Origin of the sequence: Cellulosimicrobium composti, assembly GCF_010287905.1 — a bacterium.
In the GTDB taxonomy this organism is placed as follows: domain Bacteria; phylum Actinomycetota; class Actinomycetes; order Actinomycetales; family Cellulomonadaceae; genus Cellulosimicrobium; species Cellulosimicrobium composti.
In genome coordinates, this window is sequence record NZ_JAAFAN010000049.1 from 1 (window position 1) to 23,738 (window position 23,738).

Sequence of the window (23,738 nt, forward strand, 5' to 3'; positions counted from 1 at the left end):
CCCCCCGCCGCGGCCCCCCGCCCCCCCCCCCCCCCCCCCCCCCCCCCCCCCCCGGGGGTCCCCGCCTATCCCCGCGCTAAAACCACCCCAACCCCGTGCTCGACGCCGAGGAAGGGCGGGTCGGCTCAGGCGGCGCGGCGCAGGCGCAGCGAGTTCCCGACGACGATCACCGAGCTCGCGGCCATCGCCGCGCCCGCGATCATCGGGTTGAGCAGGCCCGCGGCCGCGAGCGGGATCGCCGCGACGTTGTACGCGAACGCCCAGAACAGGTTCTCCTGGACGATCCGCAGGGTCCGGCGCGAGAGCCGGATCGCCGTCGCCGCGGTGCGCAGGTCGCCGCGCACGAGCGTGAGGTCGCTCGCCTCGATCGCGACGTCCGTCCCCGTGCCCATCGCGAGCCCGAGGTCCGCCGTCGCGAGCGCCGCGGCGTCGTTCACGCCGTCCCCGACCATCGCGACGACGCGCCCCTCGCGCTGGAGGCGCGCGACGACGTCGACCTTCTGGTCCGGGAGCACGCGCGCGACCACGTCCTGCTCCGCGATCCCGACGGCGCGCGCCGCCTCGCGGGCCGCGCCCTCGCCGTCACCCGTGAGCAGGTAGGGCCGCAGCCCGAGCCCGCGGAGCTCGCGCACCGCCTCGGCCGACGTCGGCTTCACCGGGTCGCGCAGCACGAGCACCGCCCGCGCACGGCCGCCCCACGCGACGACGACCGCGCTCGCGCCCGACGACTCCGCCGCGGCGAACGCGTCGTCGAGCGCCGGGTCCGGTGCGACGCCCTCGCGCGCGAGCCACGACGGCTGACCCACGAGCACGCGCCGCGCGTGGAGCCCTGCACCGCCGTCGGTCCCGAGCGACAGCCCCGAGTGCGCCGTGCGGACGACGGCCTCGACCCCGCCGCCCGGCGCGCTGCGGAAGTCGAGCGCCTGCAGCGACCCGACGACGACGCCGTCCGCCCCGACCCGGGGCTCCGTGCCCTGCGCGTCGACCGGCGCGGAGACCTCGCGCGCCGCTGCCGCCACCGCGCGCGCGATCGGGTGCTCGCTCAGCGCCTCGACCGCCCCCGCGTGGCGCAGGGCGTCGAGCGCGGCGGTGTCGCCCGCGAGGTCCGCGAGCGCGGTGCGGCCCGACGGCGTCACGACCGCCTCGAGCGCCATCGCACCCCGCGTGACCGTGCCCGTCTTGTCGAGCACGACCGTGTCCACGCGGCGCGTCGACTCGAGCACCTCCGGCCCCTTGATGAGCACGCCGAGCTGCGCCCCGCGCCCCGTCCCGACGAGCAGCGCCGTCGGCGTCGCGAGCCCCAGCGCGCACGGGCACGCGATGATGAGCACCGCCACGGCCGCCGTGAACGCGAACTGCGTCCCCGCCCCCGCGAGCAGCCAGCCCACGAGCGTCGCGACCGCCAGCACCAGCACGACCGGCACGAACACCGCCGAGATGCGGTCCGCGAGCCGCTGCACCGGCGCCTTGCCCGTCTGCGCCTGCGTCACGAGGCGCCCGATCTGCGCGAGAGTCGTCTCCTCGCCCACGCGCGTCGCGCGGACCAGCAGCGCGCCCGACGCGTTGACCGTCGCGCCCGTCACGTCGTCGCCCGGGCCGACGTCCACCGGCACCGGCTCGCCCGTGAGCAGCGACGTGTCGACAGCGCTCGCTCCCTCCAGCACCACGCCGTCCGTCGCGACCTTCTCGCCCGGCCGCACCACGAACACGTCACCCACCGCGAGGCCCGCGACCGGGACGCGCTCCGTGAGCCGCGTGCCGTCCGGACCGGTGCGCGGCGCCCCGTCCGGCCCCAGGACCACGCGCTCCGCGTCCTTCGCGCCCAGCTCCAGGAGCGAGCGCAGCGCGTCGCCCGCCCGGCGCTTCGACCGGTGCTCCGCGTACCGGCCCGCGAGCAGGAACGTCGTGACGACCGCCGCGACCTCGAAGTAGAGCTCCGGCGGACCCATCTCGTCGCGCGACGGGACGAGCGTCGGCTGCATCCGCATCCCCAGCTCGCCCGCACCGCCGAGCAGCAGCGCCCACAGCGACCACAGCGTCGCCGCGACGACGCCGAGCGACACGAGCGTGTCCATCGTCGACGCACCGTGGCGCGCCGCGCGGAACGCTGCCGTGTGGAACGGCCACGCGGCCCACGTCACGACCGGCAGCGCGAGCGCCGCGACGACCCACTGCCAGCCGGTGAGCTGCAGCGCCGGGACCATCGAGAGCGCGAGGATCGGGACGGTGAGGACGGCCGCGACGCGGAGCCGTCGCCGCAGGTCCGTGCCGCGGTCGGTGCTCGGGAGGGGGTTCGGTCCGGTCGTGACGGCGGCGTCGGTGCGCCGGCGCGGGGCCGCCCCCACCGCCTCGTCGCTCGGCTCGCCCCGGTCCGTCGAGGTAGGGGCCCGGTCCGCTGAGGTAGAGGCCGGGCTCGGCGGGGTAACGGCCTGGTTCGGCGGGGGAGAGGGCTGGTTCGCCGAGGTGGCGGCGTGGTCGACCGGGGTGCGGCGGGTGGTGACGCGGGCGGTGTAGCCCGCCTTCTCGACGGCGGCGACGAGGTCGGCGTCGGTGACGTCGGCGGCGAGGACGACGTGCGCGCTCTCGAGCGGGAGGTTGACGGTGGCGGTGACGCCGTCGACGCGGTTGAGCCGCTTCTCGACGCGCGCCACGCACGACGCGCACGTCATGCCCTCGACCGCGAGGTCGACCTCGGCGAACGGTCGGCCGTCGGCGGGGCCGGAGGCGGTCGGGGTGGGCGTGGGCTGGGCGGTCATCAGGGTGACTCCTACGACGGGTGCTCGGGTGGAGGTCACCGGCGGCGGCCCGGGGTGGCGGGCGTCGCGGCGGGGGCGTCCGCCGGTGCGGGCGGGCGCGGCGCGGAGGGCCCGGGTCGCGGTGGCGACGGTCGGCGGGCGGTCCGCGGGGTGGTGCTCCGAGGTGCCCGACGGCGGAGGCGACTCGCGTGCGCGAGGCGGGCTCCGGCGTCGGGCACCCGGGCGGTGGTCACGGCGCTCGTCCTGCCGGGACGGGCGTCGCGGGTCGTGCCGGGTGCGCGGCGTGACTGGGGACCGTGTCAGGCGCGGGGCGGGACCTGGAGGTCGTACGTCTTCGTGGCGGGCGCGGCCCCCTCGGCCGGGGCCGTGCCGCATCCGCACGCGCACGAGTGCGCCTCCTGCTTCTCCGCGGCCTGCTCGGCGTACTGGGCGGCGAGGGCGTCCTCCTGGACCTCGAGCGACGCGACCTCGTAGCCGGCCTCGTCGACCGCCTCGCGCAGCGCCGCCTCGTCGAGCGGGTCGTCGGAGAAGACCGTGACCTCGGACGCGCCGCCGACGCGCAGCTCGACGCTCACGTTCTCGACTCCGGGCACGGCCTCGAGGTCCTTCGTGACGTGCGCGACGCAGTTGCCGCAGGTCATGCCGGTGACGCCCAGGGTGGTGACGGTGCTCATGGTGCTCCTCGGGTGGGGATGGGGGGTTCAGCTACGGACGAGGCGGGCGATGGCGTCGGCGGCCTCCTTGACCTTCGCCGCGCCCTCCTCCTCGGACTGGCGGGCCGCGTCGACGACGCAGTGGCCCAGGTGGTCCTCGACGAGGCCGATGCTCACGGCCTGCAGCGCCTTCGTGACGGCGGAGACCTGCGTGAGGATGTCGATGCAGTAGACGTCCTCGTCGATCATGCGGGCGATGCCGCGTACCTGCCCCTCGATGCGGCGCATCCGCTTGAGGTACGCCTCCTTGTCGGACGCGTACCCGTGCGGGCCCGCGTGGTCCGCGTGCTCGACCGCGACGGCGGGAGCGTCGGGCGTGTCGGTCATGCTCTCCTCCTCGTCAGGCGCGGCGGCGTCCGCACCGTGGTGGGACGCTCGCCTCATCCATACCCCACCAGGGTACCTGAAGCATACCCCCTTCGGGTATCCCGTGGCAGGCCGACGACGGCGCGGGCATCGTCATGACACGTGTCACCGCCCGGGCGTGAGGCGCCCACGCGAGCCGGTGACACCGCGCACTGCCGAACCCGCGACGTCGGCAGGAGTCTGGACGCATCCCACCGACGAGAGGCACACCATGACCGACATCGTCTCCTGGCTCCAGGAGCTCACCCAGGCACTTCCGCCCTTCCTGCGCTGGGTCGGCGTGCTCGTCGCCGGCGCCGTCCCGTACGTCGAGGCCGAGGGAGGGGCGGCCCTCGGCGTCGTCGCAGGGCTCGACGTGCGGATCTCCATCCCCGTCGCGATCGTCGGCAACGCGCTCGCGCTCGCGGCCGTCGTCTGGCTCGCCGGCGCGGCACGCGCGGGCGTGACGCGCGGCCGCACCAAGAGCGCCACTCCCAAGATGCAGCGCGTGCGCCGCGTGTTCGACCGCTACGGCGTCCCGGGCGTCAGCCTGCTCGGGCCGCTGCTCCTGCCGAGCCACGTCACCGCCGCCGCGATGGTCGGGTTCGGCGCGCCCCGCACCCGCGTCTTCGTCTGGGGCGTCGCCGCGGTCGCGGCGTGGGCCGTCGTCATCGGCGTCCTCGTCCACCTCGGCGTCTCCGCCGCCGTCGCCTGACCCTCCCCACGACGGCCCGTGCCGGGCGACCGGTCACGGTGCTGTCACGGGCCCATCACGATTCGACGCTCGCCGCGCGCCACCCCCGGGGCGCTCCTACCCTCCCAAGCATGAGCAGGGGAACACGAGCACCACGGGCGGTGCGCGCGGCGGCGGTCGCGCTCGCCCTCGCGGCGGGGACCGTGGTCGCGGCGCCGCCCGCGGGGGCGTGCGCGTGCGGCGGCCTCGTGGACGGCCCCGCGTACGACACGTCGGTCTCGAGCGAGACCGCCGTCCTCCAGTGGGACGGCACGACGCAGACCGTGCTGCTCGAGCTCGACGCGCTGTCCAACGCGCCGGAGGTCGGGCTGATCCTGCCGACGCCCGCGCCCGCGGAGGTCGCGCTCGCCGACCCCGAGGTGTTCCGTGAGCTCGACGCCCTCACCGCGCCGCGCGCCGTCGTCTCCGACCACCGGTGGTGGCCCGAGCTCGGGTTCGGCTCCGGGAGCGACGGCGCCGGGGGTGCCGCCGGAGTCGCGGTGCTCGGCGAGGTCCGGCTCGGGCCGCTCGACGTGACGACGCTCGGCGCGAGCGACGCCGGCTCGCTCGGGGCGTGGCTCACCGAGCGCGGCTTCCAGCTCCCCGAGACGATCCAGACCGCGCTCGCGCCCTACGTGCAGGACGGGTGGTCGTTCGTCGCCGCGCGCCTCGCACCCGAGGAGGCCGCCACGTTCGACGGGACGCTCCAGCCGCTGCGCGTCACGTTCCCCAGCAGCTCGCTCGTCTACCCGATGCGCATGTCCGCCGTCGCGGACGACACGCAGAGCACCCGCACGTACGTGCTCGCCGACCACCGCGTGGACCGCGTCGACCCGACCGCGGAGGCGTACGAGCCGACGGTGCGGTTCGCGGGTCGCGTGGACCCGGCGACCGTCGAGTCCGCCGAGCTCGCCGCGCTGCTCCGGGCGGGCGGCTTCGTCACGTCCCACGAGCAGGTGTTCACCGAACCGGGCACCGAGATCGTCTCCGACTTCGTCTTCGCGCCCGCCGCCGCCGACGTCGCGTACACGCCGACGTACTCCGTCGTCGCCGACCGGCGGATCGGCCCGTTCTTCGCGGGCCCCGTGCTCGCGTTCGCCGGCGTGCTCGCGCTCGCCGTGCTCGTGATCTGGTCCGGACGACGCCGGCGCGCCCCCGCGCCGACGCTCGCCCCACGGCCCGCCGGGGCCTGAGACCACCGGCACGCAGGCCCCGCGCAGGCCCCGCGCGCAGGCCCCGCGCGCGGCTCGCCGCGACACGCGTGACCTGCGGGTGTTCCATGGAGGCGAAGCGGGAGGCGCCACGGGCCGCCGGGCGGCCGGTGCGCCCGGCCCGTCACCTCGGCACGGGGAGTGACCATGACGACGCAGGACCCGATCCTCACCGCGTTCTCGACCACCGCGAAGCAGGTCTGGTACTGGCCGGTGCTCCGCGGCGTGCTCGCCATCCTCTTCGGCATCGTCGCGTTGTCGTGGCCGGACAAGACCGCGGCCGTCATCATCTGGGTCGTCGGGATCTTCGCGGTCGTCGACGGCGTCGTCGAGATCGTCGAGGGCATCCGGCGCCGGGGCACCGGCAACGGCACCGCCGTCCTCGTGACGATGGGCGTGCTCAGCCTCGCCGTCGGCGTCGTGCTGCTCGTGTGGCCGGGCAAGACGGCGATCGTCCTCACGTGGATCGTCGGCTTCTGGGCCGTCGTCTACGGGCTCTTCCAGACCGTCGCAAGCCTCGACCTGCGCAAGGTGCCCGGCAGCGGCTGGGGGTGGGGCGTCGTCGCCGGCCTGCTCGGCATCGTCTTCGGTCTGCTCGTGCTGTTCAACGTGAACGCGGGCCTCGTGTCGATCGTCTGGCTGCTCGCGCTCTTCGCGATCGTCTGGGGCGTCATGCTCGTCGCGTTCGGCTTCCAGATCCGCTCGCTCGGCCGACGGGCCGGCCGCGCCGCGACCTCCTGACCGCCACCCACGCCGCCCAGCACGGGGTTCCGCGCGGCCGAGCACGGGGTGGGTGTCGTGATCCGCCGGAGAACGACACCAACCCCGTGTTCGGCGTAGGCGCAAGCGCGGGTCAGGCGGGCGTCGCCTCCGCGGCGGCGCGGGCGGCCGCGGGGAACGCGTCGAGGACGCGCGCGACGGCGTCGTCGTCGTGCGCGGCCGAGACGAACCACGCCTCGAACACCGACGGCGGCAGGCTGACCCCGGCGTCGAGCATCGCGTGGAAGAACGCCCGGTAGCGGAACGTCTCCTGCGCCTGGGCCTGCGCGTAGTCGCGCACGCCCGCGCTCGCGGCGAGCTCGCCGAACATCACGGAGAACAGCGAGCCCGCGCGCTGCACGCGGTGCGCGACCCCCGCGGCGTCGAGCGCGGAGCCCACGGCCGAGGACAGCACGCCCGACACCTCGTCGACGCGCGCGTACACCGCCTCGTCGGCGAGGCGCAGCGTCGCGAGGCCCGCCGCGACGGCCACCGGGTTCCCGGACAGCGTGCCCGCCTGGTAGACGGGTCCGAGCGGCGCGAGCTGGTCCATGACCGTCGCCGGTCCGCCGACCGCCGCGACCGGCATGCCGCCGCCCACGACCTTGCCGAACGTGAACAGGTCGGGCGTGTACCCGTCGGCGCCCTGCGCGCGCAGGGTCGCGTTCTCCAGGCCCCACCAGCCGCTCGGCCCGACGCGGAAGCCCGTGAGCACCTCGTCGAGGATCAGCAGCGCGCCGTGCGCGGCCGTGATGCGGCGCAGGCCCTCGTTGAAGCCCTCCGCGGGCGGCACGACGCCCATGTTCGCGGGCGACGCCTCGGTGATGACGGCCGCGATCTCGGAGCCGCGTTCCGCGAACGCCGCCTCGACCGCGGCGAGGTCGTTGTACGGGAGCACGAGCGTCTCCGCCGCCGTCGCCTCCGTGACGCCGGCCGAGCCGGGCAGGGCGAGCGTCGCGACGCCGGAGCCCGCCTCGGCGAGCAGCGCGTCCACGTGCCCGTGGTAGCAGCCGGCGAACTTCACGACGACGTCCCGCCCGGTCACGCCGCGCGCGAGCCGGATCGCCGTCATGGTCGCCTCGGTGCCCGTGGACACGAGGCGCACGCGCTCCGCGGCGGGCACGCGGCGGCGGATCTCCTCGCCGAGCTCGACCTCGCCGAGCGTCGGCGCGCCGAACGACAGCCCGTGCGCCGCCGCCTCCTGGACCGCGGCGACGACGTCGGGGTGCGCGTGCCCGAGCAGGGCCGGGCCCCACGAGCACACGAGGTCGACGTACTCGCGCCCCGCGACGTCGGTCACGTACGGGCCGCGCGCCGAGGCGAGGAACCGCGGGTCGCCGCCCACGGACCCGTAGGCGCGCACGGGCGAGCTCACGCCGCCCGGGAGCACGCCCTGCGCGCGCACGAACGCGGCGTGGTTGTCCGCGCCGCCCGGCTCCCCGAAGAGCGCCGCGTTCTCCGCCTGGACGGCCTCCGCCGTCCCGAAGCCTCCGGTGTCCGTCATGCCCGCGTCCTTCCGTCGTTCTCGTCCAGCCAGCCCGCGAGCTCCGTCGCCCAGTAGGTGAGGATCACGTCCGCGCCGGCACGCTTGATGCCGAGGACGGACTCCGTGACGGCGGCGCGCCGGTCGATCCAGCCGTTCGCCGCGGTGGCCTCGATCATCGCGTACTCGCCCGACACCTGGTACGCCGCGACCGGCACGGGCGACATCTCCGCGACCGCCGCGAGCACGTCCAGGTACGACCCGGCGGGCTTCACCATGACCATGTCCGCGCCCTCGGCGAGGTCGAGGTCCGCCTCGCGCAGCCCCTCGCGCGCGTTGCCCGCGTCCATCTGGTACGTGCGGCGGTCGCCCTGGAGCGCGGAGTCCACGGCCTCGCGGAACGGCCCGTAGAACGCGCTCGCGTACTTCGCGGAGTACGCGAGGATGCCGACGTCGTCGAACCCGGCGGCGTCGAGCGCCTCGCGGATCACGCCGACCTGGCCGTCCATCATCCCGGACGGCGCGACGACGTCCGCGCCCGCGCGCGCCTGCGCGACGGCCATCGACGCGTACCGGTCGAGCGTCGCGTCGTTGTCGACGACGACGGAGCCGTCGCGCCCGGTGGTGAGCACCCCGCAGTGCCCGTGGTCGGTGAACTCGTCGAGGCACGTGTCCGCCATGACGACGGGCCCGCCCCCGGCGTGCTCGCGCGCCGCCTCGACCGCGACCCGGATCCCGCGCTGCAGGACGCCGTCCTCGGCGTCCGCCTGGGTGCCGGTCGCGTCGCGCTCGGCGGGGATGCCGAACAGCATGACGCCGCCCACCCCGGCGCGCGCCGCGTCGCGCACGGCGTCCGCGAGCGTCGCCTCGGTGTGCTGCACGACGCCCGGCATCGACGAGATGGGGCGCGGCGCGTCGAGGCCTTCCTTGACGAACAGCGGGAGCACGAGGTCCGACGCGTGCACGCGCGTCTCGCTGACGAGGCGCCGCACGCGCGGGCTCGTCCGCAGCCGGCGGGGCCGGTGGTGCCCGGCGGGGAGCTGGTGGGTCACGAGGGGCCTCCTTGGTCGCTCGGGTCGGCGCCCCCGGTCGAGGGCGCGTGACCGTCCGACGGGACGGTGGTGAGGGCGGTGCGCACCGCGGTCGCGAGCGCGGCGTCGGTCGGGCGGTCCGCGACCACGTCGAGCCGCAGCCCGACCTCGCGCGCCGCCCGGGCGGTCGGGTCGCCGATCGCGACGCCCGCGACGTCGTCGCGCGGGCCGAGCTGCCGCGCGACCTCGCGCGCGACGCTGCCCGACGTCAGCACGACGGCGTCCACCTCGCCCCCGCGCCACGCTGCGACGACCTCCGGCGCGAGCGCGTGCGTGACGGTGCGGTAGGCGGTGACGACGTGCGGCACGTACCCGAGGTCGTGCAGGCCGTCGTGCATCGTCGGCGCGGCGAGGTCCCCCTGCGGGAGGAGCACCAGGCCGGTCGGGTCGGCCCCGGCGGCGGGGCGGCCGGAGGTGCTCGGGCTTCCGTCGGAGGCGAGGGCTGCGAAGGCGGCGACGAGGCCGCGGGCGGAGCTCTCGTCGGGCTCGAGGTCCACGGCGATGCCGACCGCCTCCAGGGCGCGGCGGGTCGCGGGCCCGACGGCGGCCCAGCGGGCCCGGCGGGCGGCGTCGCCGAGGGCGACGCCCTGGCGGGCGGCGCTCGCGACGAGCTCGTCGATCGCGTTGACGCTCGTCACGACGACCCACGCGAAGTCGCCGTGCACGAGGCGCGCGACGGCGTGGTCGACGGGCGCGCGGTCCTCGACGGGGGCGCGCTCGATCGCGGGGCTGACGAGGACGCGGGCGCCCGCGTCGCGGAGCGCGGCGGCCAGCCCGGCCGCGCGCTCGGGCGAGCGCGGGACGAGGACGGCGCGACCCGCGAGCGGGCCACGGGCGTCCGACGCGGGTCGGTCGGACGCGGCGTCGCGGTCGCGGCGCCCCGTGCTCGCCGGCGGGGGCGGCACGACGGGGGCGGGGCCGCGCGACGGGTCGCGCATCGGTCCGGGCGTCATCCGGCCTCGCCGCGGTAGCCGCCGTCGCGCAGCTGCTCGCGGGCGGTCTCGACCGCCCGGGTCGACGAGGTCGGTGCGGCGGAGCCCGCACGGGCCTCACGGCTGCCCTCGGGCCCGGTCTCGCGCAGCGGGGCGAGGCGCGCGGCGCCGTCGGCGAGCAGGGCGTCGGCGACGCGCGTGCCGAGCCCGCGTGCGGCGTCGTCCCGGGCGGCGCGCGCGGCGGCGGGCGACCCCGTCCCCGCGGGGAGCGCGACGCGCGCGGAGTGCGTGAGCTGCTCGGCGCCGTCGACGCGCGCGACGACGGCCGTGAGCACGATCTCGTCGTCCTCGACCAGCGCGTGCGCGCCGACGGGCGCGGCGCAGCCCGCCTCGAGCCGGGCGAGCAGCGACCGCTCGGCCAGGACGGCGAGGCGGGTCGGCTCGTGGTCGAGGTCGCGCAGCGCGCGGGCGAGCACCGGGTCGTCGAGCGAGGACGTGCGGACCTCGACGGCGAGGGCGCCCTGGCCGGCGGCGGGCGCCATGATCGCGGTGTCGATCACCTCGGACACGGCGTCGAGCCGGTCGAGGCGCGCGAGGCCCGCGTACGCGAGCACGACGGCGTCGAGGTCGGCGTCGGGTCCGAGCGCGCGGGCGAGACGCGTGTCGACGTTGCCGCGGATGTCGACGACGTCGAGGTCCGGCCGCACGGAGCGGAGCTGGGCGGCGCGGCGCGGCGAGCCGGTGCCGACGCGCGCGCCGCGGCGCAGCGTCGTGACGGTGAGCCCGTGGCGCGCGCACAGCACGTCGCGCGGGTTCTCCCGCTCGGGCGTGACGACGGTCAGGCCCGGCGCCTGGCCGGTGGGCAGGTCCTTGAGCGAGTGGACGGCGACGTCGCAGCGGCCGTCCAGGAGCGCCTCGCGCAGCGCGGTCACGAACACGCCCGTGCCGCCCATCTGGGCGAGGGACCCGGTGAGGACGTCGCCGTCGGTGCGGATGCGCACGATCTCGACGTCCCGGCCGGTCAGCTCCTCGAGGCGTCGGGCGACGTGCCCGGTCTGGGTGGTGGCGAGGGCGCTGCCGCGCGTCCCCACGCGGAGGGGAGGGGTACCTGCAGGGGTCACGGTCCCAGTCTCTCCCCACTTGGGCATTCCACGAAAATGCGCACGTCGGAGAACACGTCCGCCGCCTGGGGTGACGTGGTCCTGACGACCGGTCAGGAAAGATCAGGACGAGTTGTCAGGTCGATTTCACCGCGTTTTTCCGACCCGGTATTCCCTGGATTGTCGGGAGGATTCCCTCACCGCTCGGCGGCGAGGCGCTCCGCGCATTCCTGGGCGTGGCCCACGATCGACGCGAGCCCGGTGCCCGCGATCCAGCCGCCCGTGACGGCGAGCCCGGGCACCTGGTCCACGCGGGCGACGAACGCCGCGACCTCGCGCCGGAAGGCCGGCGTGGGCGGGGGGAGCGCGCCGTTCCAGCGGGTCACGACGTGCCCGAGGACGCGGCCGCGGAGGTCGACGCCGAACAGGCGCGACGCGTCGGCGACGACGCGGTCGAGCTCCGGCTCCGACGTCGCCCCGATGCGTCCGTAGCTGAGGCGCACCACGTGGTGGCCCGGGCCGGCGGCGGCGCGCACGCGCTCGCGCAGCCACGGCCACTTGGCCGTCGAGTGGGTCAAGGCCTTCGCCTCGACGTCGGGTGGCGGGGCCGCCCGGCCCGCGTCCCGGTGCGGCGGCGCGACGAGCATGCCCGTGCCGCGCGGCGCGTCGTCGAGCTCGGGAGCGCGCAGGAGGAGGGTCACGATGCGCACGTCCGCGCCGGGCTCCGGGTCCGGCAGCGGGTCGGCGGCCGTGCCGACGAGCGGCCCGACCGCGTCGACGAGCGCCGGGGTCGTCACGACGAGCCGCGGTGCGACGACCTCGACCGGCCCTGCCGGGGCCTCGGCCCGGACCACCCACCACGGGGTCGCCGCGCCCGGCGGCGTACGGCGCGAGAGGGCCGTGACCTCGTGCCGCAGGCGCACGTCCGCCTCGGCGGCGAGCTCCTCGACGAGGCGGTGCAGGCCGCCGTCGATGCCGCGCACGGCGGACCCTGCGGGGGCGAGCGCCCGCAGCGACGCCACGGCACGCGCGAGCGACCCCTCGCGCTCGAACGCCTCGCGCAGCCCGGGCGCGACGGCGGCGACGTCGAGCCGGTCGAGGGGCGCCGAGTGCACGCCGCCCGCGACGGGCGCGACGAGGCGCTCGGTCACGCGCGCGCCCATGCGCGAGCGGGTGAACGTCTCGAGCGTGCGCAGGTCCGTGAAGCGGCGCGGCAGCACGCGGTCGAGGCTCGCGCGCACGGCACCGCCGAGGCCGACGGCGCGGCGCACGTCGCGCGACCACGGGTGCGCGGGGATGCCGAGCACGCCCGCGCGCGGCAGGGGGTAGGCGCGGCCCGCGGCGTAGCCCCAGGCGCCCGCGCCCGAGGGCTCGACGACGTCGAGACCGAGCTCGCGCACCAGCGCGCCGACGGCCGTCCCGCGCACGGCGAACGACTCCGCGCCGAGGTCCACGCGGACGCCGTCGAGACCGGGCAGGTCACCACCGCGGACGGGACCGCCGGGGACGTCCGCGGCCTCGAGCACGACGACGCGCAGGCCGCGCGCACGCAGCGACCGGGCCGCGGTGAGGCCGGCCACTCCCGCGCCGACGACGACCGCGTCGGCGCTCTCGACCCCCTCGCGGGTCGCGGGGGCGGGCTCCGGGGTGCGGGACGTCGTCGGCTCGGTGCTCACCGTCCGGTCGCCTCCTCCGTGGCGTCGTCGCGCTCGGAGGCCTCGCCCGAGAGCGCGTGGACGAGCCCGACGACGCGCGTCAGGACGTCCGGGTCGGTGTCCGGCGGGACGCCGTGGCCGAGGTTGACGACGTGCCCCGGCGCGGTGCGGCCGCGGCGCACGACGTCGCGCACGTGCGCCTCCAGCACGTCCCACGGCGCGGCGAGCAGTGCGGGGTCGACGTTGCCCTGCACCGGGACCGGGGCGTGGCCGTCGGCGAGGAGACGCGCCGCCTCGTCGATCGGGGTGCGGTAGTCGACGCCGACGGCGACGTCCCGGACCCCGGCCGCGGTGACGGCGTCGCGCATGGCGGGCAGGAGGTGGCCCGTGCCGGTGCCGAAGTGGACGACGGGCACGCCGAGGTCGGCGACGTGACCGAGCGCGCGCGTGCTCGCGGGTGCTGCGCCGGCCGCGTAGTCGGCGAGCGAGAGCGAGCCCGCCCACGAGTCGAAGAGCTGCGCCGCGCTCGCGCCGGCCCGCACCTGCGCGCGCAGGAACGTGCCCGTGAGGTCGGCCGCCCAGTCGACGAGGCGCTGCCACGTCTCGGGGTCGCCGCGCAGCAGGGCCCGCGCCGCGAGGTGGTCGCGCGACGGCCGGCCCTCGACGAGGTAGGCGGCGAGCGTGAACGGTGCCCCGGCGAACCCGATGAGCGGCGTCGTGCCGAGCGCGTCGACGGTCAGCGCGACGGCCTCGACGATCGGGGCGAGCGACTCCTCGGTGAGCTCGGTCTCCACGAGGCGCGCGACGTCGTCGGGCGTCCGGTACGCCTGGCCCATCACGGGACCGACGCCCGGCGCGATGTCGACCTCGACGCCCGCGAGGCGCAGCGGCACCACGATGTCCGAGAAGAAGATGCCCGCGTCCACGCCGTGCCGGCGCACCGGCTGGAGCGTGATCTCCGACGCGAGGTCCGGGCGCAGGCACGAGTCCAGCATGCTCACGCCCTCGCGCGCGGCGCGGTACTCCGGGAGCGAGCGGCCCGCCTGGCGCATGAACCACACCGGTGTCATTTCCGGGCGATTTCCCGTCGTGCCCGCGCGCAGGGCCTCCACGAGCGGTGAACGGTCCGTGCGGCCGTCGGTCAGGGGATGGCCCGCGGAAAGGGCGACAGGAATCACAGCTACCGATTCTGCCTCTCTCCCCGGTGAATGATTAAATCGGAGGCACTGTGGCTCTTCTCTCCCTCACGGCCAGCCACCACGAGCTCGACCTCGACGCCCTGGAGCGACTCTCCGCCGGGGCCCACTCGATCGGCGGCTCCGCGGTCGCGGCGTGCGACGTGATCACCGGTGCCGTCGTCCTGGCGACGTGCAACCGGTTCGAGCTGTACCTCGACGTGGACGCCCCCCTCGACGGGACGGGCGTGCAGCACGCGACCGAGCACGTCGCGCGCATGGTCGCCGACGCGTCGGGCGTCGCGGTCGACGAGGCGCTCGCGTCGTTCCGCACGCGCGCCGGCACCGAGGTCGCCGAGCACCTGTTCGCGGTGGCGTCGGGGCTCGACTCGATGGTCGTGGGGGAGCGCGAGATCGCCGGCCAGGTCAAGCGGGCGCTCGAGACGGCGCACGCCGACGGCGTGACGTCCTCGACGCTCGAGCTCCTCTTCCAGACGGCGTCGCGCACCTCCAAGAAGGTCAGCACGCAGACGACGCTCGGCGGCGCGGGCCGCTCCGTCGTCGCGCTCGGCCTCGACCTCGCCGCCGCCGAGCTGCCGCCGTGGCACCAGGTGCGCGCGGTGCTCATCGGCACCGGCTCCTACGCGGGCGCGAGCCTCGCCGCGCTGCGGGCGCTCGGGTGCGACGACGTGCGCGTGTACTCGCAGTCCGGGCGCGCCGAGGAGTTCGCCGCCGCCCGCGGCGTCGAGGCCGTGACGGACCTCGTCGCCGCGCTCGAGGACGCCGACCTCGTGGTGTCGTGCAGCGGCGCGCGCGGGCGGGCGCTCGCGGCGGACGCCGCACGTCCGGGCGCCGAGCGGCGCGAGCAGGCGATCGAGCACGTGCTCGACGCCGCCGCCGTGGTCCGGGCGCGCGAACGCGCCGCGGTCCGGGCCGGGGACGAGCCCGAGGCCCGCCCGACGGTCGTGCTCGACCTCGCGCTGCACCGCGACGTCGACCCGCGCGTTGCCGACGTCGAGGGCGTCCTGCTCTACGACCTCGCGACGCTCGCCGCGCACTCGCCGTCGATCGCGTCCGACCTCGTCGCCCAGGCGCGGGCCATCGTCGACGACGCGACGCGCGCGTTCGAGGAGACCCGGCTCGGCCGCGCCGCGGACACCGCGGTCGTCGCGCTGCTCGCGGACGCGGAGCGGCGCATCGCGCTCGAGGTCGCGGACGTCGTCGCGCTGCGCGAGGCCGACGGCGAGACCGTCGAGCCGGACGAGGCCGAGGAGATCGCGCGCGACGTGCGCCGCCGCGTCCACGCCGACCTGCACCGCGCGATCGTCGCCGCGCGCGCCGAGGCCGTCGAGGCCGCGCGCGCCGAGGAGCGCGCCGTCGTCGCGGACGCCCAGGCGCTCGCCGACGCCGCAGCCGGCACCACGCCCCCGGCGCACCCCGGACCGGTCCCGGAGCCCGCCGCGCGCTGAGCGGCGGGTGGTGGCGCCACTAGGCTCGGCGCGTGAGCCCCACCACGCGACTCGGCGTCCTCGACATCGGCTCGAACACCGTGCACCTCGCCGTCGTCGACGCCGCGTACGCGGCGCGACCCGTGCAGGCGGCCGGCGCGCGGACGGTCGTCCGCATCATGCGGTACCTCCAGCCCGACGGCTCGCTGTCCGCCGAGGGCGTGGCCGCGATGCTCGCCGCCGTCGACGACGCGATGGCGCTCGCGCGCGAGTCCGCGGTCGACGAGATGCTCCCCATGGCGACGTCGGCGCTGCGCGACGCGACCAACGGGCCCGAGGTGCTCGCCGCGATCGGCGAGCGTGTGGGGCAGCCGGTGCGCGTGCTGTCGGGCGAGGACGAGTCGCGCCTGACGTTCCTCGCGGCACGCCGGTGGCACGGCTGGGCCGCCGGACGCCTCCTCGTCCTCGACATCGGCGGCGGGTCGCTCGAGATCGCGTCGGGCGTCGACGAGGAGCCCGATCTCGCGGTCTCGCTCCCGCTCGGCGCGGGGCGCACGACCATGGCTTACCTACGCGACGACCCGCCCGCCCCCGAGCACGTCGACGCGCTGCGCGAGCACGTGCGCGCGACCCTTGCGCCCACGGTCGAGGCCTTCGCCGCGCTCCCGGCGCCCGACCACGTCGTCGCGACGTCGAAGACGTTCCGCTCGCTCGCGCGCCTCGCGGGCATGCAGGTGGAGTCCGTCGGCCCGGACGACCGGTGGCGCATGCGGCGGTCGCAGCTCGCGGACTGGGTGCCGCGGCTCGCGCGCATCAGCGCCGAGGGGCGCACCGCGCTGCCCGGCATCACGCCCGAGCGCACGTTCCAGATCGTCGCAGGCGGCGTCGTCGCCGTCGAGACCATGCGCGCGCTCGGCGTCGACGAGGTCGAGATCTGCCCGTGGGCGCTGCGGGAGGGCGCGATCCTGCGTCGCCTCGACCACTTCTGACCCGCCGCGCCGCCGCGCCCGGCCCGCGAGCCGGTGCGCCCGTCCCTGCAGGCGGGAGGCGGCGCGTCAGGCGGGCCAGGCCGGGTCGTCCTGGCCCCACGGGCGCGCGGGCGCGGCGTAGTCGTCGACCCCCTCGCCGGCGAGGCGGTCGAGCGCCGGCCGGGTCGTCGTCAGGGTGACCGCCCGGCCGTCGAGCAGCGCCCGGTGCGCGACGACGCAGCGCGGCCCGGGCGTGCGCGGCTCCCCGTGCGCCGGGTCGCGTCGGGGCGCGACGAGCAGCGCGTGCGCGGTGCGGGCGAGGGCGCCGTCCACGTCGCGCCCGCGGCCGTCGGCCGCGCGCCCGGCGAGCGCGTCGACGACCGCCGCGGCGACGAGGTACCCCGTCGCGTGGTCGAGCGCCTGGGCGGGCAGCGCGCCGGGTGTCGCGCTCGCGGGCGGGCTCGTCGCCCCGTCCCGCGAGCCTTCGACGAGCGCGATCCCGCTCGCCGCCTGGACGATCGAGTCGAAGCCGCGACGCCCGGCCCACGGGCCGTCGTCGCCCCAGGCCGTGACGCGCGCGCGGACCGCGCCGGGCGGGAGGCCCAGCCCGAACGCCTCGACCGCCCCGGGCCGGTAGCCCGTGACCAGGACGTCCGCCGCGTCGAGCAGCTCCTGCGCGCGGGTGCGGCCGTCGCGGGTCGCGAGGTCGAGCAGCGCGGACCGCTTGCCCTGGCCCGTGTCGAGGTGCTGCACCTCGATCTCGGGGAGCCTCGGCGGGTCGAGGCGCAGCACGTCGGCGCCGAGCAGCGCGAGCGTGCGGGTCGCGACCGGACCCGCGATGACGCGCGTGAGGTCGAGCACCCGGACCCCCGCGAGCGGGCGCGGTCCGCGGTCGAGCGGTCGAGCGGCGCCGTCGTCGTCGCGCACCGCCGTGCGCACCGGGGTGCCCGACGCCGCCGCCCGGCCGGGTGCCGACGCGCGCCACTCGTCCTCGGTGCGCACGCGCACGGCGATCGCGCCCGTCGCCGCGGCGGCGTCCTCGACGTCCTGCGCCGACCGCTCCGCGAGCGCCGCGGTCACGTCGTCGCGCGTCGGGTTCGCGGCGGTGCCGTGGGGGAGGACGAGGAGCGCGAGCAGCCGCGCGCGGTGGTGCGGGTAGTTGGCGTGCGTGCGGACCCAGCCGTCCGCGGCGCGGAAGAACCCCGAGAGCGGCGCGAAGCCGTCCACAGGCTCCCCGTCGACGCGCAGGAGGCGGTCGCTCGCGAACGCCGCCGCGACGCGCTCCGGGTCGGGCGGTGGAGCGGGGGCGGTCCGGCCCGCGCGCGCCGCCGCGTCCTGCACCGCGGCCACCGACGCGACCGCGAGGTCCAGGACGGGCAGCGTCGCGGCGAGCAGCCCGGGCGTGCCGGGACCCGACGTCGTCGTCATGGCCCGACGGTACCCCTGGCCGCGGCCACGATTCACCCGCGCTCGCCGCGCGCCGGTGTGAACGCTCACGTACCGTGCTGACGGCGTGTCAACCCGACACGCCGGACGAACGGGTGCTTTTCAGGGGGACGAGATGGTGCGGAGAACGAGGCGCTGGACGGGCGTCGGCCTGGTCATGGCGACGGCGCTGGCCACGGGGGTCGGGACGGCCCTCGTGGCCCCGAGCGCGAGCGCGGCCGCGACCACCGTGGTCTCGCCCCTCGCGGCGCGCGCGTACTCGGTCTCGTCGTACTACGGCCCGCGCTGCATGCCGATCCCCAACGCCTCGACCTGGCACCTCGGCCAGGACCTCGGCGCGACCTCCGGCACGCGGATCAACGCGATCGCCGACGGGACGGTGCTCAAGGCCGGCAGCGTCACCGGGTTCGGCCAGTGGGTCGTGCTGCGCCACACCGTCGGCGGCGAGACCGTGTCGAGCGTCTACGGGCACGTGCTCGACGGCGACAAGTACGTCAAGGTCGGCCAGAAGGTGAAGGCGGGCCAGCGCATCGCCGACGTGGGCTCGACCGGCACGTCGACGTCCCCCCACCTGCACCTCGAGGTCTGGCGCGGCACCTACGGGTCCGGCGCCGCGCACGTCGACCCGCTCGCGTACCTCAAGAACAAGGGCGTCGACCTCGGCCGGAACGCGACCCGCGTCGCGGCCCGCTCGACCCCCGCGTCGTGCACCTACTACGCGACGACGGCCGTGAACCTGCGCAAGAGCGCGTCCACGAGCGCCGCGGTGCTCACCCTCGTCCCGCGCGGCGCCGCCGTCGTCGGCAAGCCTGGTGACGGCTCGGGGAGCTGGCGCAAGGTCACCTACGGCAAGACCACGGGGTGGGTGTCGGCCGCGTACGTCGGGCCGACGAAGCCCGCGCCGGTCGCCACCCCGGCCGCCGCCAAGCCCGCCGCGACGACGACCCGGTACGTCACCGCGAACCCGCTCAACCTCCGGGCGTCGGCGACGACGTCCTCCGCGGTCCTCGCCCGGCTCGCCAAGGGCACGAAGCTCTCCGTGCTGTCCACCTCGGGCGGCTGGCTCAAGGTCACCGCGAACGGGAGGACGGGGTGGGTGTCGGCGCAGTACACGTCGACCAGCGCTCCGGCCGCCGCGGCGGCCAAGCCGGCGCCCAAGCCGACGCCGGCGCCGCCCAAGGCCGCCGTCTCGTACGTGACGGCCTCCGTGCTCAACCTGCGCAAGAGCGCGTCCACGTCGTCCGCCGTGGTGGCCAAGCTGCCCCGCGGGACGGCGGTCACGCACGCGGGCACGGCCTCGAAGGGGTGGCTCAAGGTGACCGTGGGCGGCCGGACGGGCTACGTCTCGACCACCTACCTGTCGGCCACGAAGCCGCGCTGAGCCCGCGTGGCCCGGGCGGCCCGGCCGGCGGGCCGGGGCGTGCGGGCGTCCCGCGGGTGCGCGGTCAGTCGCCGACGCTCACGGTCCCCGGGAAGCGCGCCGACGACCCGTCGGTGATCGACCCGTCGCCCGCGGCGTTGATCTCCGCGATCATCATGACGAGGTCGAGGTCGGAGCTCGCCGCGCGGGCGAGGCCCGTCGCGAGCTGGTACGGGTCCGTGACGGGGTTCATGTCGTAGTCCGTGACGATCGCCCGCGTCCTGAGGTTCAGGGCGTCGTTCTCGACCGCGGTGCGCACGCTCTCCGAGAGCCGGCTCATCTGCGACTCCGTGAGCGTGAGCGTCACCTGCTGGCCCGGCGCCACCTCGCCCGACGGCGAGAACCCGGAGAACTCCGGGGTGTTGAAGTACTGCGACGACGTGTCGTCCGCCGTGACGTCGAACGCGTACGTGCGCGCCGAGAGGTCCTCCGTCCCGGACGCGTCGAACGCCTGCGTGAGCCGGAAGTCCCCGCGCTCGCAGTACGTCGCGGTGAGGAGCTGCTCGGTGCTGCCGTCCGGGTAGGTCGTGGCGACGAGCGACCCGGTGTTCTGCCCGATCTCCCACTTTGCGCCCCCGACGGGCGTGTCGAAGCCGACCGTCGACGTCGAGTCGTACTCCAGGCGCTCGATCGTCGTGGTGCCCGAGACGCCGGTCGACGGCTCCGACGGGAGCTCGCCCGTGACGAGGTACGCGTCGTAGGCGGCCTGGCCCTCGGGCGTCGAGAGGTCGAGCTCGGCCGTCCGCAGCGACGCGCCGTCGAGCGACGTCGTGTTGCCGAGCATGACCTTCACGACGTCGAGGTCGAGCCCGAGGCCCGCGTGGTTCGCGACGGCCTCCGTCGGGCCCGCGGTGACGCGGACCGTGTCCTCGCCCGTGCGCTCGACGAGGCTCGTCACGCCGCTCGCGTCCTTGACCGACGACTCGACGGCGATGTGCCGGAACGCCGCGTCGAGGTCCGTCTTCGTGTAGCTGCCGCCGTCCATCGTCACGGACGACCCGACCGGCATGCTGCGGGGGTCGAACGGGTTGATGGACCCGGGGTCGGTGACGTTCGCGTCGTCGGGCACCCGCACGGTGTACGCCGACGTCAGGCCGGTCGTGTACCCGCCGCTGATGCCCGTGCCGCCCTTCGAGACGCCGCCCTCGACGCCGATCGAGACGTCCGCCTTCGACGTGTAGGTGGTGAACCCGTCCGCGGTCTTCTCGCCCTCGGTGTACGCGGCGCCCCCGGTGACCCCGAACGAGACCTTCGCCCCGTTCGACGCGGTGAACCAGTCCTTGAGCGAGCCGGTGCCCGAGACGGTCGTCGAGCCGGCCTCGGGGTCGTGCGAGACGCCGACGCCGACCTTCGCGTCCGTGCCCTCCGTGGCGGGTCGCCCGAGGCTCGAGTCGTCGGTGCCGGCGGTGCGGTCGCCCTTGACGGTGACCGTGGGACCGCCCGGGGTGCCGCCGCCGTCGTCCGCGCCGGTGCCGCCCGAGCCGCTGCCGCCGGGACCGCTGCCTCCGGCGCCGGGGCTCCCGGACCCGCCCGGCCCGCCGCCCGGGCCCCCGGTGCTCGCGGACTCCTGCTGGTCGGCGTTGCGCCGCACGGCGTCCGCGGCGTCGCGCAGGGCCGCGGCCGCGGCGGTGAGGGCGGGACCCAGCTCGGCGGTCCACCGGCCGCGGAGCTCGTCGCCGTCCGCGCCCGCCCAGCGCGCACCGCTGACCGTCGTGTCGAGGGCGCGCCGTGTCGACTCGAGAGCGCCGGTCGCGGTCGTGAGGCTCTGCGCGAGCCGGCGCAGCTCGCCGATGTCGGCGCCGTAGAACCCCATGGTCGTCCCTCTGTCGCTGCGGTCCGTGCCACCGGAGCGTACGTGGGGGAGACGCGCCGCGTCGCGGGAGGCGGATGGGGCGAGGTCCCCATCCCTCCCCACGTCCCCGTGGCGTCAGCCGGCGAGAACCCCGGCGAGGCGGTCCAGGACGATGCGGCCGGCGGGCGGGACGCGGTGCGCGTCCGCGGGCGTGAGCCACGCGAGCTCCGCGATCTCCGCGCTCGGCGCGGGCTCGGGCGAGCCCGGCTCCGGCTCGGCGTACATGCAGTGCATGCGCACGACGCGCCCGCCCAGCCCGTGGCCCGGAGCCTCGGCCACGAAGCCCGGACGGACGGACGCCGGGTCGAGGCGCACGCCCAGCTCCTCGTGGATCTCGCGCACGAGGGCGTCGGCGTCGGACTCGCCGGGCTCGACCTTGCCGCCCGGCATGAAGAAGCGGTCCTTGCCCGTGGTGCGGACGGCGAGGAGGCGTCCGTCGCGGACGTTGACCCACCCGACCGTCCGCAGCGGCGGCAGCGTGGCGTCGTCCGGTGCGAGGTCGCCGGGCGCGGGATCGCCGGGCGTGGGGTCTCTCGTCGCGGCGGCGCGGGCCGCGGCGACGCCGCCGGCGTCCGGCCGGGGTGCGGTGGTGGTGCTCGGGTCGGGGAGGGGGCGTGCGGTCACGCCCCCACTGTGCCATCCGTGCGACGCCGACCCCGTACGTCTCCGGCCCCGGTGACGTCGTCCCGTGCGACGGCGACGAGCCGCCGGGGACCCGCGACGGCGCGTGGCGCACCCAGCGAGCCACGCGCCGTCGGGCCTGCCCCTCGCGCGGCCCCAGTTCCGGCGAAGGGCGATCGTGCCGGGCCGAGGCCCGGCACGACGATCGTCACACCGACCAGCGGACCTTGCTCGGTGCGGACTCGTTCCAGACCCGGTCGAGCGCGGTCACGGCGTACGTGTAGCGGCGCCCCCGCACCGCCGTCGGGTCGAGGAAGTCCTGGACCACCCGACCCTCCGCGCGCTGCGTCGCGACGAGGTTCGCGGGGTTCTCGGTGTCCACGTGCTTCACCCACCCGTCAGCACGGTAGATCGCGAACGACGTCGCCGCGAACCGACGGCCGCCCGCGTCGGTCCAGTGGACCCGGATGCCGTCGTCGCGCCACCCGGCCCACGCGAGGACGGGCGTGCGGACGGGCGTGCTCGGCAGGTGCGGCATCGCGGGCACGATGGCCGGGTAGCGGTAGTGGTCGTCGCGCACCCGGGTCATCGCGCCCTGCGGGTCGGCGGGCACGTGGTTGGCGGAGAAGTACACGTTGCCGTGCACCGGGTGCTCCTGCTCCTGGCAGAACGTCAGGTGGTTCGAGAGCTCCGCCGGGTCGGTGAAGACGCCCGACGTCACCTTGTACAGCGCCTCGCCGACGTACAGGTGCGTGCCCGACTGGGCGGCCACGTCGGCCCACCACGGCACGAGCTTGGCGTAGTCGGCGACGGCGAGGCCGAACTGCCAGTAGATCTGCGGGTTGATGTAGTCGAGCCAGCCCTCGAGCACCCACTTGCGGGTGTCCGCGAACTGCATGTCGTACGACTGCGAGCCGCCCGTCTGCGAGCCGCGCGGGTCCGTCGACGCGTTGCGCCAGATGCCGAACGGGCTGATGCCGAACTTGACCCACGGCTTGGTCTGCTTGATGCGCTGCGAGATCGTCCGCACGAACGTGTCGACGTTGTGCCGGCGCCAGTCCTCGATCCGGTCGAAGCCCGCCCCGTGCGTCGTGAACGTCTCCGCGTCCGGGATCGTCTCGCCCGCGACCGCGTACGGGTAGAAGTAGTCGTCGAAGTGCACGCCGTCGATGTCGTAGTGCTCGACGCTGTGCAGGATCGCGGTCGTGATGTGCTCCTGGGCCTCGGGCAGGCCCGGGTCGAAGTACAGCTTGCCGCCGTACGCCCACACCCACTCCGGGTGCTGCCGCGCCGGGTGCTCGGGCACGAGCTGGGTCGGGTCCGCCTGCATCGACACGCGGTACGGGTTGTACCAGGCGTGGATCTCGAGGTTGCGCTGGTGGCACTGCTCGACGACGAACCCGAGCGGGTCGTAGCCCGGGTCCTTGCCCTGGACGCCCGTGAGGTACTGCGACCACGGCTCGTACGGGCTCGGCCAGAACGCGTCCGCCGTCGGGCGCACCTGGACGAACACGGCGTTGAGACGGAAGTCGCGCGCGACGTCGAGCCAGTGCAGCAGCTCGGCCTTCTGCTGCTCGGCCGAGAGCCCGGACGCCGACGGCCAGTCGATGTTGACGACGCTCGAGATCCACATCGCGCGCAGCTCGCGCTTGCGGGGCGTCGGGGCCGTGCCGCCCGTGGCGAGCGTCGTGCCGCCGGGCGCGGTGAGGGCCGCCGCGGGCGTGAGCGAGCCGACCGTGACGGTGAGCGTGCTCGCCGCGACGCCGGCCGTCGCGAGGGTGAGGAACTGCCGTCGCCCGACCCCGGCCGGCGCCGGGGCGGGGGACGTGGGGGAGCTGTCGAGCGTCATTGCTGATCCTCCGGGTCGTCGAGGTGTTTGGCAGATAGTTTCACGGAACTCCGATTCTGTGAAGGTTTCCGCCAAGCTGTTCTCACCCGTCCCGCCGAACACGAGGTTGCTGCCGGAATAGAGCCGATAGCGGCAGCAACCCCGTGCTCGACAGCGCGCAGGTCCGTGGTCGACGCGCCGG

At 76.3% G+C, this 23,738-nt stretch carries 19 protein-coding genes; 6 read left to right on the top strand and 13 right to left on the bottom strand.

The genetic code is table 11. The features are described from left to right. Positions 1-125: 125 nt before the first annotated feature. From GYH36_RS13925 to GYH36_RS13935, 3 genes are all read right to left on the bottom strand, one after another. Positions 126-2,756, bottom strand: coding sequence for a heavy metal translocating P-type ATPase (locus GYH36_RS13925; protein ID WP_115941697.1), 2,631 nt, complete (start codon positions 2,754-2,756; stop codon positions 126-128). Positions 2,757-3,055: 299 nt separating this feature from the next. Beyond that, complete coding sequence (locus tag GYH36_RS13930) at positions 3,056-3,430, bottom strand: heavy-metal-associated domain-containing protein (protein ID WP_115941698.1); 375 nt, start codon at positions 3,428-3,430, stop codon at positions 3,056-3,058. A gap of 27 nt (positions 3,431-3,457) precedes the next feature. Then, positions 3,458-3,796 carry a metal-sensitive transcriptional regulator gene (locus GYH36_RS13935; RefSeq protein ID WP_024839896.1) on the bottom strand — a complete coding sequence of 113 codons (339 nt, stop codon included), beginning with the start codon at positions 3,794-3,796 and terminating at the stop codon, positions 3,458-3,460. A 250-nt stretch (positions 3,797-4,046) separates the two neighbouring features. On the opposite strand from GYH36_RS13935, the gene GYH36_RS13940 reads away from it, so the two are divergent. The 3 genes from GYH36_RS13940 (at position 4,047) to GYH36_RS13950 (ending at position 6,499) form a co-directional block, all read left to right on the top strand. Next, a complete protein-coding gene (locus GYH36_RS13940; protein ID WP_162290137.1) occupies positions 4,047-4,529 on the top strand; it encodes a hypothetical protein in 483 nt (160 codons plus the stop codon). Between the two features lie 110 nt (positions 4,530-4,639). Then, positions 4,640-5,740, top strand: coding sequence for a DUF2330 domain-containing protein (locus tag GYH36_RS13945; protein ID WP_024839894.1), 1,101 nt, complete (start codon positions 4,640-4,642; stop codon positions 5,738-5,740). A 165-nt stretch (positions 5,741-5,905) separates the two neighbouring features. Further along, positions 5,906-6,499 (top strand): HdeD family acid-resistance protein, encoded by a 594-nt coding sequence (locus tag GYH36_RS13950; RefSeq protein WP_024839893.1) that lies wholly within the window; start codon positions 5,906-5,908, stop codon positions 6,497-6,499. 112 nt (positions 6,500-6,611) lie between these two features. Here the strand turns inward: GYH36_RS13950 and hemL are convergent, their stop codons facing one another. From hemL to hemE, 6 genes are all read right to left on the bottom strand, one after another. Further along, on the bottom strand, positions 6,612-8,021 hold the full coding sequence (gene hemL, locus GYH36_RS13955; protein WP_024839892.1) for a glutamate-1-semialdehyde 2,1-aminomutase: 1,410 nt from the start codon (positions 8,019-8,021) through the stop codon (positions 6,612-6,614). Continuing rightward, positions 8,018-9,052: a porphobilinogen synthase gene (gene hemB / locus GYH36_RS13960; protein ID WP_162290138.1), complete on the bottom strand. Its 1,035-nt coding sequence runs from the start codon at positions 9,050-9,052 to the stop codon at positions 8,018-8,020. Before hemB ends, hemL begins: the two co-directional genes overlap by 4 nt. After that, positions 9,049-10,044: a uroporphyrinogen-III synthase gene (locus tag GYH36_RS13965; RefSeq protein ID WP_162290139.1), complete on the bottom strand. Its 996-nt coding sequence runs from the start codon at positions 10,042-10,044 to the stop codon at positions 9,049-9,051. Before GYH36_RS13965 ends, hemB begins: the two co-directional genes overlap by 4 nt. Continuing rightward, positions 10,041-11,171: a hydroxymethylbilane synthase gene (gene hemC / locus GYH36_RS13970; protein ID WP_051471493.1), complete on the bottom strand. Its 1,131-nt coding sequence runs from the start codon at positions 11,169-11,171 to the stop codon at positions 10,041-10,043. Before hemC ends, GYH36_RS13965 begins: the two co-directional genes overlap by 4 nt. A gap of 149 nt (positions 11,172-11,320) precedes the next feature. Then, positions 11,321-12,799: a protoporphyrinogen/coproporphyrinogen oxidase gene (locus tag GYH36_RS13975; RefSeq protein WP_162290140.1), complete on the bottom strand. Its 1,479-nt coding sequence runs from the start codon at positions 12,797-12,799 to the stop codon at positions 11,321-11,323. Then, the gene (gene hemE / locus GYH36_RS13980) at positions 12,796-13,956 is read right to left on the bottom strand and encodes a uroporphyrinogen decarboxylase (RefSeq protein ID WP_081772238.1); all 1,161 of its coding nucleotides are present in this window, start codon (positions 13,954-13,956) and stop codon (positions 12,796-12,798) included. Before hemE ends, GYH36_RS13975 begins: the two co-directional genes overlap by 4 nt. Before the next feature lie 50 nt (positions 13,957-14,006). Here hemE and GYH36_RS13985 point away from each other — a divergent pair, with 50 nt between their 5' ends. Then, entirely contained in the window at positions 14,007-15,422 is a 1,416-nt protein-coding gene (locus GYH36_RS13985; protein ID WP_162290141.1) for a glutamyl-tRNA reductase, read from the top strand. Between the two features lie 32 nt (positions 15,423-15,454). Continuing rightward, positions 15,455-16,390, top strand: coding sequence for a Ppx/GppA phosphatase family protein (locus tag GYH36_RS13990; RefSeq protein ID WP_024839885.1), 936 nt, complete (start codon positions 15,455-15,457; stop codon positions 16,388-16,390). A gap of 66 nt (positions 16,391-16,456) precedes the next feature. Here GYH36_RS13990 and GYH36_RS13995 read toward each other — a convergent pair whose 3' ends face one another. Then, positions 16,457-17,797 carry a CoA transferase gene (locus tag GYH36_RS13995; protein WP_024839884.1) on the bottom strand — a complete coding sequence of 447 codons (1,341 nt, stop codon included), beginning with the start codon at positions 17,795-17,797 and terminating at the stop codon, positions 16,457-16,459. Positions 17,798-17,930: 133 nt separating this feature from the next. Here GYH36_RS13995 and GYH36_RS14000 point away from each other — a divergent pair, with 133 nt between their 5' ends. Then, positions 17,931-19,196, top strand: a complete 1,266-nt coding sequence (locus tag GYH36_RS14000) for an SH3 domain-containing protein (protein ID WP_162290142.1) — start codon at positions 17,931-17,933, stop codon at positions 19,194-19,196. 64 nt (positions 19,197-19,260) lie between these two features. Here the strand turns inward: GYH36_RS14000 and GYH36_RS14005 are convergent, their stop codons facing one another. The 3 genes from GYH36_RS14005 to GYH36_RS14015 form a co-directional block, all read right to left on the bottom strand. Then, the gene (locus GYH36_RS14005) at positions 19,261-21,048 is read right to left on the bottom strand and encodes a hypothetical protein (RefSeq protein WP_162290143.1); all 1,788 of its coding nucleotides are present in this window, start codon (positions 21,046-21,048) and stop codon (positions 19,261-19,263) included. A gap of 114 nt (positions 21,049-21,162) precedes the next feature. Next, positions 21,163-21,711, bottom strand: a complete 549-nt coding sequence (locus tag GYH36_RS14010; protein WP_231492809.1) for an NUDIX hydrolase — start codon at positions 21,709-21,711, stop codon at positions 21,163-21,165. Between the two features lie 205 nt (positions 21,712-21,916). Then, a complete protein-coding gene (locus GYH36_RS14015; protein WP_162290144.1) occupies positions 21,917-23,557 on the bottom strand; it encodes a glycoside hydrolase family 10-like protein in 1,641 nt (546 codons plus the stop codon). Positions 23,558-23,738: the final 181 nt, after the last annotated feature.

Coding starts and splice junctions, on each gene's coding strand:
- GYH36_RS13925 (WP_115941697.1), bottom strand. CDS start 2,756: ATGACCGCCCAGCCCACGCCCACCCCGACCGCCTCCGGCCCCGCCGAC.
- GYH36_RS13930 (WP_115941698.1), bottom strand. CDS start 3,430: ATGAGCACCGTCACCACCCTGGGCGTCACCGGCATGACCTGCGGCAAC.
- GYH36_RS13935 (WP_024839896.1), bottom strand. CDS start 3,796: ATGACCGACACGCCCGACGCTCCCGCCGTCGCGGTCGAGCACGCGGAC.
- GYH36_RS13940 (WP_162290137.1), top strand. CDS start 4,047: ATGACCGACATCGTCTCCTGGCTCCAGGAGCTCACCCAGGCACTTCCG.
- GYH36_RS13945 (WP_024839894.1), top strand. CDS start 4,640: ATGAGCAGGGGAACACGAGCACCACGGGCGGTGCGCGCGGCGGCGGTC.
- GYH36_RS13950 (WP_024839893.1), top strand. CDS start 5,906: ATGACGACGCAGGACCCGATCCTCACCGCGTTCTCGACCACCGCGAAG.
- hemL (WP_024839892.1), bottom strand. CDS start 8,021: ATGACGGACACCGGAGGCTTCGGGACGGCGGAGGCCGTCCAGGCGGAG.
- GYH36_RS13965 (WP_162290139.1), bottom strand. CDS start 10,044: ATGACGCCCGGACCGATGCGCGACCCGTCGCGCGGCCCCGCCCCCGTC.
- hemC (WP_051471493.1), bottom strand. CDS start 11,171: ATGCCCAAGTGGGGAGAGACTGGGACCGTGACCCCTGCAGGTACCCCT.
- GYH36_RS13995 (WP_024839884.1), bottom strand. CDS start 17,797: ATGACGACGACGTCGGGTCCCGGCACGCCCGGGCTGCTCGCCGCGACG.
- GYH36_RS14000 (WP_162290142.1), top strand. CDS start 17,931: ATGGTGCGGAGAACGAGGCGCTGGACGGGCGTCGGCCTGGTCATGGCG.
- GYH36_RS14005 (WP_162290143.1), bottom strand. CDS start 21,048: ATGGGGTTCTACGGCGCCGACATCGGCGAGCTGCGCCGGCTCGCGCAG.
- GYH36_RS14015 (WP_162290144.1), bottom strand. CDS start 23,557: ATGACGCTCGACAGCTCCCCCACGTCCCCCGCCCCGGCGCCGGCCGGG.